At 68.5% G+C, this 8,589-nt stretch carries 5 protein-coding genes and 2 pseudogenes; 2 read left to right on the top strand and 5 right to left on the bottom strand.

What is annotated here, in order from left to right:
- Positions 1-58: 58 nt before the first annotated feature.
- Together Aple_RS24985 and Aple_RS24990 are read left to right on the top strand one after the other, a co-directional pair.
- Complete coding sequence (locus Aple_RS24985; protein WP_155347119.1) at positions 59-1,747, top strand: ABC transporter ATP-binding protein; 1,689 nt, start codon at positions 59-61, stop codon at positions 1,745-1,747.
- The gene (locus tag Aple_RS24990; protein WP_155347120.1) at positions 1,747-3,486 is read left to right on the top strand and encodes an ABC transporter ATP-binding protein; all 1,740 of its coding nucleotides are present in this window, start codon (positions 1,747-1,749) and stop codon (positions 3,484-3,486) included. The genes Aple_RS24985 and Aple_RS24990 overlap by 1 nt, the downstream gene beginning before the upstream one ends.
- Positions 3,487-3,523: 37 nt before the next feature.
- On the opposite strand, the gene Aple_RS24995 is transcribed toward Aple_RS24990, so the two are convergent.
- From Aple_RS24995 to Aple_RS56360, 5 genes and pseudogenes are all read right to left on the bottom strand, one after another.
- Positions 3,524-4,276, bottom strand: a complete 753-nt coding sequence (locus Aple_RS24995; RefSeq protein ID WP_155347121.1) for a thiopeptide-type bacteriocin biosynthesis protein — start codon at positions 4,274-4,276, stop codon at positions 3,524-3,526.
- Positions 4,277-4,297: 21 nt separating this feature from the next.
- A pseudogene (locus Aple_RS25000) lies at positions 4,298-4,639 on the bottom strand (lanthionine synthetase C family protein); the annotation flags it as partial.
- A gap of 84 nt (positions 4,640-4,723) precedes the next feature.
- Positions 4,724-6,955, bottom strand: coding sequence for a tyrosine-type recombinase/integrase (locus Aple_RS25005; RefSeq protein ID WP_155347123.1), 2,232 nt, complete (start codon positions 6,953-6,955; stop codon positions 4,724-4,726).
- Positions 6,956-7,221: 266 nt separating this feature from the next.
- Positions 7,222-8,130: a tyrosine-type recombinase/integrase gene (locus Aple_RS25010; RefSeq protein ID WP_246264758.1), complete on the bottom strand. Its 909-nt coding sequence runs from the start codon at positions 8,128-8,130 to the stop codon at positions 7,222-7,224.
- Positions 8,131-8,214: 84 nt separating this feature from the next.
- Positions 8,215-8,505 (bottom strand): annotated as a pseudogene (locus Aple_RS56360) (site-specific integrase); the annotation flags it as partial.
- Positions 8,506-8,589 lie beyond the last annotated feature (84 nt).

Here is an 8,589-nt window from a genome sequence, read left to right on the forward strand (position 1 = left end):
GCCACGACCGGAAAATCATTTGCTGATTGACCTGCGGACTTGCGAGTCTTTGTGGGTCATGCGCGCCTTACCCGTGCCCGATCCCGGCACTCCAGACACCCGCAGCCCGACCCGGTACCTGTGGTGGACCATGCGTACCCAGTGGCGGCCGCTGGTCATCGGCATCGGTTTCGCGATCCTCTGGTGGCTCGGGCAGGCGCTGGTGCCGTACGTGATCGGCGCGGCCGTCAACGCCTTCACGGCCAAGGACCGCGGCGCCCTGGTGCAATGGTCGGTCGTGCTGCTCGGGCTCGGCGGGGTGCAGGCGGTCGCGGGCGTGCTGCGCCACCGGTTCGCGGTGATCACCTGGCTGAGCGCCGCCTACCGCACCGTCCAGGTCACCGGCCGCCAGGCCACCCGGCTGGGCGCGACCCTGCCCAAACGCCTGTCCACCGGCGAGGTGGTCAGCGTCGGCAACTCCGACATCGCCTCCATCGGCAACGCCCTGGACATCATGCTGCGCGGCAGCGGCGCGCTGGTGGCCATCGCCGTGGTGACCGTGATCCTGCTGTCCAGCTCGCTGCCGCTCGGCCTGATGGTGCTGGTCGGCGTGCCGGTCATGGTCGCCGCCGTGGCCCCGCTGCTGAAACCCCTGCACCACCGCCAGCAACGCCAGCGCGACCTGTACGGCGACATGGCCACCCGGGCCGCGGACATCGTGGTCGGCCTGCGCGTGCTGCGCGGCATCGGCGGCGAGCAGGTCTTCGCCGACCGATATCGGGAGGAATCCCAGCGAACCCGCCAGGCCGGCGTACGGGTCGCCTCGATGGAATCGCTGCTGGAGGGCATGCAGATCCTGCTCCCCGGCCTGCTGGTGGCCGCCGTCACCTGGCTGGGCGCGCGCTTCGCCCTCGACCGCCAGATCAGCGGCGGCGACCTGGTCGCCTTCTACGGCTACGCGGTCTTCCTGATCGCCCCGCTGCGCACCCTCACCGAGGCCGCCGACAAGCTGACCAAAGGCCATGTGGCCGCCCGCCGGGTCTGCCGGATCCTGAACCTGGACCCGGAGATCACCGGCGGCGCGCTCGCCGTCCCGGACGGGCCGCTGGCCGACCGGGAGTCCGGCGTGGTCGTCCGGCCCGGCCTGCTGATCGCGCTGGCCGCCGCCGACGCCGAGGACGCCATCGCCATCGCCGACCGGCTCGGCCACTACACCCCCGGCGACGTCACCCTGGACGGCATGCCGGTCGCCGATCTCGACTTCGCCGCGCTGCGCGAACGTGTCCTGGTCGCCGACAACGCGGCCAAACTCTTCTCCGGACGCCTCCGCGACGAGCTCGACGTGCGCGGCGCCGCCCGCGACGACGACCTGGCCCGAGCCCTGCACACCGCGTGCGCGCTGGACATCGTCGAGGCCCTGCCCGACGGCCTGGACACCGAGATCGCCGAGGCGGGCCGGGAGTTCTCCGGCGGCCAGCAGCAGCGGCTCCGGCTGGTCCGGGCGCTGCTGGCCGACCCGGAGATCCTGATCCTGGTCGAGCCCACCAGCGCCGTGGACGCGCACACCGAGGCCAGGATCGCCGAACGTCTCGGCAAGGCCAGGGCGGGCCGCACCACGCTGGTGTGCACCACCAGCCCGCTGGTCCTGGACCGGGCCGACCTCGTGCTCTACGTGGCCGACGGCACGGTCAGGTCCGAGGGCACCCACCGGGAACTGCTCCAGGCAGACCCCGGCTACCGATCGACCGTCACCCGAGGGGAGGACTGATGGCGCGCCAGATCCTGCCCGTCGCGGACCGGGCGCAGGTGCGCGCCTACGCGCGGCGGCTGACCCTGAAATACCCCCGGCAGCTGGGCGGGGCGCTGGGCCTGCACGTGCTGGCCGCGATCTCCGGCCTGGCCGGTCCCGTGGTGCTCGGCAACCTGGTCCAGGCGGTCTCCGAGGGCACCTTCATCGACGTGGACACGCTGGTCCTGGCCTTCGCCGGCTTCATGATCGCCCAAGCGGTGCTGACCAGATTCGCCGTGTACGCCTCCTCCGCCCTGGGCGAGCGCGTCCTGGCCGAGCTCCGCGAGGAGTTCGTCGACCAGGTGCTCGCGCTGCCGCTGTCCACCGTCGAGCGGGCGGGTTCCGGCGACCTCATCACCCGTACCTCCCGGGACGTGGACGCGCTGTCCCGCACGGTCAGGCAGGCCGTGCCGGAGACCCTGATCGCGGTCGTCACCGGCGTCTTCATGCTGGGCGGCCTGCTGATCGTCGCGCCCCTGCTGTCGCTGCCCTCGCTGGTCGCCGTACCACTGCTGTGGATCTCCACCCGGTGGTACCTCAAGCGCGCCAGGGACGGCTACCTCCGCGAGAACGCCGCCTACGCCGACATGACCGAGGGCCTGGCCGAGACGGTCGAGGGCGCCCGCACGGTGGAGGCCCTGGGCCTGCGCGAACGCCGCCGGGCCAGGACCGACACCGACATCGCCCGCTCGTTCGCGGCCGAACGTTACACCCTGGGCCTGCGCATGGTCTGGTTCCCCGCCGTGGAACTCGGCTACGTGATCCCCATCGTCGCCACCGCCCTGGCCGGCGGCCTCCTCTACATCGAAGGCTGGGTGACGATCGCCCAGACCACCACCGCCATCCTCTACATCCAGCAGCTCATCGACCCGCTCGACCGCCTGCTCTCCTGGATCGACGAACTCCAGGTCGGCGGCGCCTCCATGGCCCGCCTGCTCGGCGTGGCCAACGTCAGCGACGACCGCGTCGCCACCGGCGTCCAGGCCGACGGCGAGGACCTACGCGCCACCGGCGTCCGGTACGCCTACCGCGACGGCCACGACGTCCTGCACGGCATCGACCTGGACATTCGCCCCGGCGAACGCCTGGCCATGGTCGGCCCGTCCGGCGCGGGCAAATCCACCCTGGGCCGCCTGCTGGCCGGAATCCACCCCCCACGCACCGGCGCGGTCACCGTGGGCGGCGCCCCCCTGGTGGAACTCCCGCTGGACGAACTACGCGGCCACGTCGCCCTGGTCACCCAGGAACACCACGTGTTCCGCGGCACCCTACGGGACAACGTACTGATCGCCCGCCCCGACGCCACCGACGAGCAGGTACGCCGGGTCCTGGAAGCCGTGGACGCCTGGGAATGGGTCTCAGCCATGGGCCTGGACACCGTGGTCGGCTCCGGCGGCGCGCCCGTCTCCCCAGCCCACGCCCAGCAACTCGCACTGGCCCGCCTGGTCCTGGCCGACCCCCACACCCTGGTCCTGGACGAGGCCACCTCCCTCATCGACCCCCGCGCGGCCCGCAACCTGGAACGCTCACTGGCCGCCGTACTGGACGGCCGAACCGTGATCGCCATCGCCCACCGCCTCTACACCGCCCACGACGCCGACCGCGTGGCCGTAGTCGAGGACGGCCTAATCAGCGAACTGGGCTCCCACCACGAGCTAGTAGCCGCGAAGGGAGCCTACGCCGCCCTCTGGGACAGCTGGCACGGGAAGTCGCGGTAGCTGCGGGCCTTACGGTGGTCAGGGAGGCTGACGAGGGTCAGCTTCTGAAGATGGCTTCTTTCGCCGCCAACGCGATCATGCCCTGGGACTGGGCGGTGAGCCCGAGGCGGTTCCAGTGGAACAGCACGTGGTGGGCGATCACCGCGCGAATGCCGCGCGTCAAGGTTCCCTCGTGCGTAAGGCCCGTCAACGTCATGCCCGTTGTCTGGAACGCGGTCAGCCAGTCCGCGTAAGCTCCGTCAGGGTTGGCCGCGCCGGTGAGTAGTAGGCGGACGTCGACGGTGAACGCGTCCCAGGTGCGCCGGTCGGGGAGGTCCGCGCGGTGGACCGGGCGGTGTTCGGCTGCCCGTGCCCAGACGTCGCCCTGTTCGTAGAGGTCGAGATCGGCGGCTCGCATCATCGCGGTGCACAAGACCAGGGATCGTTCTCGCCGGTCGCCGCCGCCGCAGGCGAGGTAGGCGAGCGTGTTTCGGCTGTCGGCGTGCCACAGCGTGTGGGCGGCGTCGATGCCCGACGGCCCGCCGAAGGCGTGGACCTCTGGCTCGTAGCTGCCGTGCGCCCATTGGACGCCAGCGGTCAAGTGTGCGAGGGCCTGGTCAGCGGCCCCTTCCACGGGGAGGTAGCGGATGCGCCAGTGCCGTTTGCGGATGAAGAACCAGCGCGAGAGCAGCCCGGACGCTTCGGCTGCGGCGAGTGCCGGGACCAGGTGGGCGAGCGCCTCACGTTCTCGGTCCGTGCGGTCCTGCGCACGGTAGATGATGTTGACCTGTGCCCAAGGGGTCTCTTCCATGACGGCGGTCCGGTCCTTCGGTCAGATGAGCAGGAGGCTGGCGTCCCAGTTCGTCACCGTGGTGTGGAAGGCGAGTTCCACCCCGGCTCTGCCGACCAGGAACCCTGGGGGCACGTCAGCGGCGACCGCCTCGCTGTGGTGGATCTCCAAGAGCGTGTGGAGGGGGATCTCGGTGAGGGCGTCTTCGGCGATCCGTCGGCCGGTCACGAGCAGGCCCGCTGTTCCGTGACACATGCTCGGGTCGATGATCCGGCCGAGTTGCTCGGGGCCGTTGACGCAGCCGACGTACGCGGCCTCGGCCCGGTGCTGGCGAGTGAGATCTTCGGTGGCGAGCGCCGCGAGTTGCTGCGCCCGGGCGATACCGGGGGTGCCGTATTCTCTGAACTATCAAGCGATCATGAAAAGGGGGTATGGGAGCTTGGCTGTGAACGTCGATGCGGACAGCTTTCAGCTTCGCCTTCTTGCAGGCAGGGCGGCCGTGCGGCCGGCGACGTCGCGGAAGGTCGGCATGCCGAGAGGGACTACGGCGGCCTTCCGTACTCGTTCTTCGAGCTGGGCGAGCTTGCCGTTGGCGGCGGTGAGGGTGAGGGCCAGCTGTTCGAGGTCGCCCAGCCAGCCGCGTTCGTTGGCTTCGGCGATGCGGGCGACCGTGTTGTCGCGGATCTCGATCAGGCGCAGCTTCTCGTGTGGGTTGACGCGCAGGAGAGGGCATCTCACGCAGGCGTGCTCGTGTTGGCAGCTCGTCCCGTAAGCCCGGCCGCACTCGCCCAAGGCCAACTTCCGCCGCTGGAAGTGGCCGAGGAACTCCTCCCACTCCTGGTCGGTCGGAGTGCGGTACTCCTCGCTGGGACGCAGCGCCCGTCGGCGGGCGATAAAGGCCCGGTGACCGTTGATCACCTCTTGGGGATAGACCGTGTGATACCCCATGGTGGTATTAATGTCCTTGTGCCCCAAGATCAACTGCGTTATGTGCGGGGGCATCCCGTTGAGGATCGCCTCGGTCGTGAAGAGCCTTCGGAAGTCGTGGGGTGTGTAGCTCAGCGGCTGCCCGGATGCGTCGGTGAGGCCGGTCTGTTCGAGGAGCAGTTTCAGGCCTAGGCGGATCGCGCTGTCGCTGACTCCGCGGAGGTGGCCGCCGTTCCGCCACTGGAACAGCAGTGGCATGGGCGGGTTCCAGACCCTCTCGTGGGGGTCCCAGGAGGAGACGAGGGGGATTTGCCCGGTGCGGTCACGGACTCGGGTGACGATCGCGGCAAGGACATCTGCCAGTTCGACGTCGATGACCAGGAGGCGTTCCTCGTCGGTCTTGGAGGGCGCGATATGTAGCAGCGGGATGAGTTCACCGGTATCGGGCAGGGTGTACTGGGTGATGCTGTGGTGGCTGGTCTCCAGCATCTCCTCGACCCGGCAGCCGGTGTGCCGCAGGAACTCCACCGTCGCCCACGCCCAGAATGCCCGCCGCTCGGCGGAACCCAGGTTGTGGCGACGACCTGCGGTGTCGAAGGCGTAGGCAGTGGTGACTGGACCATGAGCGCCGGAGCTCTTCTGCTTGATGAACGTCTGATCCAGGACCGTGAAGGACTCGCCGGGCATTGCGCTGTTGAAGGCGTCCAGGCAGAGCCGGGCTTGCTGAAGTTGCTGATGCGCGGCTTGGACGAGAGCGGGTAGCGCGGGGAGCCGTTCGCGCGTGCGTTGATCCATCCGGGCTTTCCGGTGCGCCTTGCCCTTTTTGGCCGAGATCTCGGCCAACGTGATCGGGCAGGGCACGGCCCATGGCGCCCAGCGGGCGGGGTCTTCGGCGGCCCATTGGGCGATATCGAGGTAGAACGCCCTGACTGACGTCAGGAGGCTCACCACGTTGGTGCGAGGTGAGGAAATCTCGGCTATGGAGCCGTCCGGCTGCCGCTGGCGGGTGACCTTCGTGTGGAGGCGTTCTTTCCAGGCATCGGCGACCTCGGGGCTGAGACGGATGGATTCGATCCCCGGTTGGATGGACTCCAAGGTTTTCCAGTAGTGCATGCCTAGGGTCCGGGAGGCTTGCCGCAAGCTGGTGTAGTCCAGGATTGGCTGGCGTTCGTGCAGGTAGTCGACGATCAGGTCCCGGACTGGCTTGCACTGCAGGGAGTAGCGGTCCACGAGTTGCTCGACGGTGAGCTGGCCGGAGTAGATTTGCAGATACTGCATGGTCGGTGGGGCGTCGGCGGGAAAGATGCCCAGGTCCCGCAGCATGCTGTAGAAGTGCGATCTTCCTGCAGATTTCTTGACTCGAGTCCTCGCCTCGACCTCTCGAAGTTCCAGGCAGTCACCGACGACGATGTCCTTGACGCCACCGCCCTTGGCCAGGACCAGGGTGGCGATCTGGCCGAGCGCGATCGCCACCCTGCTCGACGAGCTCGTCTCCTGGCCGATCGCGGCCTGAAGGTCGGCGTAGCCCCGCGGATCGCGATGGGCGGCGACCGCGTTCCGCCAGTGCTGGGACTGGATGATCCGCGACAGCCACTCCAGATCCGGCCGGAACACGTCCGCGCAGAGCACGGCAACCAGCCCGGCCCCGAGCAGGTCCCTGTTGCATCGCCCGTCTCGTCCTTGCCACCAGGACAACGGCTCGTTCGTCCATTCCGCGCCCGACTCCTGGGCACCGGAAGCCAGCCACCGTTGCTGCCAGGTAGTCCCGGGCATCGTCTCCAACCACGCCAACAACCTGAGCGCCCCAGTCCGCCGCGAATAGTGTGTGTGCTTGTTGGCACTTCGCAACGGTGGGCGGTCCAGGCGCTCCACGATCTGCTCCGTACTGGCGCAGGTGGCCGGCCATGCCTCAGGTATCGAACGGGGCGGGAACTTGGCCCGGAGTTGCCTGAGCGCCTCGCCGGCGGCGGAGGCGGCACCTTGCCACTGACCGCCGGTCTGAGATCGGGTCTCCTGCTCAGGAGGTTGTGTCCGGATGGTCATGGGGGGTCCCCGAACAGGGTGCGCAAAGACTCGGGGTTGTAGCCCGGAGCCGGCGGCGGAGGCGTCTGAGCGGGCTTGCTGGCCCGCCGCTGGTGGTAGGCCCGGGTGTTGACGATGACTTCGTGCTGGTCGGGAGCGGTATAGAGCTGGGTGGTCTCCAGCGAGGCGTGCGCGAGGATCCACTGAACATCGGTGATGGACATTTCTGGGTCCTGGGCCATCCGCCAAGCGGCCGTGTGCCGCAGGTCATGGATGCCCCAGTTTGAGCCGAGCAACTCGTTGGCGCGCTGGAACATGGCGCGGGCCGCCGCGTAGGTGAGCGGCCGAAACGGCCGCCGGAGCGTGAACCACAACGGCTGGTCGCGGCCCCGGGGAGCTCCCCGCTTCCAGATCTCTTCCTGGTAGAGCCTCAGCCAGACAAACGCGTCCGGGGAGGCCGGGATCTGCTGGATATCCCGGCTGCCCTTACGGGTCACCGAGATCAACTGGTCACCTGGATACACGTCACCCTGGAAGGAGTCCAACAACTCCTCGGCACGGGCACCGGTCGACACCCAGAACGCCAGCAGAGCCCGGTCCCGGTGGTATTTCAACCCGGCGAAGATCTCGTTGAACTGCTCGTCGGGGATCCGCTTGGGGATCCGCTTCGAAACTTTGGGCCGGTAACGACCCTTCCGCCCACGCTTGAACTGGTCCATCGGATTGTGGTGGGCGTTGGCCCGGCCCGCACGCCGCGACCGGTCCAGCGGGAACGGGTTGATGATGGGACCCTGGCCAGTCTCCAGATGGACGTCATAGAAGGTGCGCAAGGTCGACTCGGCGCGCGCCCTGGTCGCGGGCGCGTACTTGAGGCCAGGCCCTGCCTTCCCCGTCACCGGGTTCGCCCCCGCCGACGCACGCTTCACCGTTCCAGGCCTCTCATCTGAGGCTGGTGGCGAAGCCCCATCCCGATAACGCCAATGAACTCGAGTCGGCTTGTCCGCGACCCGCATCCACCGCAGGAAGTCCCGGCCCTCTATCGGGGTCGCGTGGTTCCACGCAACCCCGACAGCAGCCAGCCACCGCCACCACAGCAACAAGTCGTTGCCGTAGGCTCTCAGCGTCGAAACCGACTTTTCCTCCGCCTGGAGCCCGGCGAAGAAAACAGCCACCGGCTCCACCAGCACACCGTCAGCATCCAGCAGCTGGAACGGCTCCCATGCATTCCCGGTCTCAGCCAGCCGTCCCAAATCGAGTACGACCGCCCTCGCCAGATCCCGCTGATCATTCCCACCGACCATGAGGCGGGACGCTAACAGAGACACCGCCCAAATGCCCCTGAACTGCGAAAACTCATAATTTAGTTCAGTTAACTTGTAGCACCA

Source organism: Acrocarpospora pleiomorpha, from assembly GCF_009687885.1.
In the GTDB taxonomy this organism is placed as follows: domain Bacteria; phylum Actinomycetota; class Actinomycetes; order Streptosporangiales; family Streptosporangiaceae; genus Acrocarpospora; species Acrocarpospora pleiomorpha.